Source organism: Flavobacterium rakeshii, assembly GCF_009741375.1.
Taxonomy (GTDB): Bacteria; Bacteroidota; Bacteroidia; order Flavobacteriales; family Flavobacteriaceae; genus Flavobacterium; species Flavobacterium rakeshii.
In genome coordinates this window covers 1-1,401 of sequence record NZ_WOWP01000044.1, presented here as the reverse complement: position 1 = coordinate 1,401, position 1,401 = coordinate 1, and the positions used below count along the sequence as shown (strand labels likewise).

Annotated in this window: 1 protein-coding gene; it reads left to right on the top strand. The window is 40.5% G+C overall.

The annotated features are described in order from the left end of the window. Positions 1-176: 176 nt before the first annotated feature. Complete coding sequence (locus GN157_RS11435; RefSeq protein WP_157483529.1) at positions 177-1,247, top strand: DUF932 domain-containing protein; 1,071 nt, start codon at positions 177-179, stop codon at positions 1,245-1,247. Positions 1,248-1,401 lie beyond the last annotated feature (154 nt).

Below are 1,401 nucleotides of genomic sequence, written 5' to 3'. Positions count from 1 at the left end.
GGGACTTATTCCGTTTCCTTTTGTTTTCCCGCTGCACCGCACTTTTCGGCTGCTTTCTTTTTTACCGTTTTCTTTTGGAAAACAAATGTGTTTTTAAGGAGGCTGACGGCTAAAAAAGAAAAGTGATGAATTCATCACAATTAATTTTTTTGTCGAATCCTTAAATCTTAGAAATCATGGGACACAATCTTAATTACAACGAAAGGACAGGCCGTTATTCTTTTTTCAGTGTAAAGGAAAAAGCATGGTACAATTTAGGGCAGGTAGTAACCGACTACCCAACTAGCGCGGAAGCAATTAAACATGCGGGACTGGATTATGAAGTGGTAAAATCGCCACTGTTTACAAACAGTACCAAAACGCAACAAGCTACCACAGATTTAAATACTGGCGAGACTCTTACAGTGCCGAATTATTTTGCCAATTTGCGCAGTGATAACAATAACGTTTTAGGTGTGGTGGGTAAAGATTACCACATTGTACAGAATCGTGATGCATTTGCTTTCTTTGATGCAATTGTAGGCGGTGAGGATGGAATTTTATATGAGACTGCAGGGGCGTTGGGGAATGGCGAACGCATTTTTATTACTGCCAAACTGCCTGATTATATCCGTGTGGGCAATGGTGATGATGTAACCGAAAAATACATTTTCTTGACTACCTCACACGATGGCAGCGGAAGTATTACAGCAGCCTTTACACCCGTGCGCATTGTCTGCCAGAATACACTTAACGCTTCACTAAAGAACATGACTAATGTGGTACGCATTAAACATACCTCGGGAGCAAACCAGCGTTTGGAAAATGCGCACAAAGTTATGGGACTGGCAAACACCCTGAGCAACCAGTTAGAGAACATCTTTAACGAGTGGGCAACCGTAAGGATTAGAGATGAAGAGGTAAAGAAATTAATACAACTGGCACTATGCCCTAATAAAGAAACCTACGACCATTTAAAGAAAGGTGCAGAAGATGAATTATCGACAGCATTTAAAAACATGGTGGAAGATGCTTTTGCTTATGCAATGGTAAATGATACCCAACAAATGGACACTACAAAAGGTACTTTGTTTGGCGCTTATAATGCGGTTACCGGCTACTATCAAAATGTTAGAAAGTATAAAGATGAAGAAGCCAAATTGCAGTCTATTGTAATGGGTGGAACCGCACAAACAAGAGCGCAAAAAGCTTTTGAATTGTGCAGCGGTTTTGCCAAAAACGACAGCGGGATTTTTACACTGAATTAATTAAGCATAACAGAAAATCAAAACGGGGCAGGGAAGCGAACCTGCCCCAACTTTTTACGATCATGGTCAAAATTTGGCTATGATTGCTTTTATCTTCTCATCCGAATTACATTAGCGTAAAGCATAGAAAAGGCTGCGGTCGATTGCCTTGTCT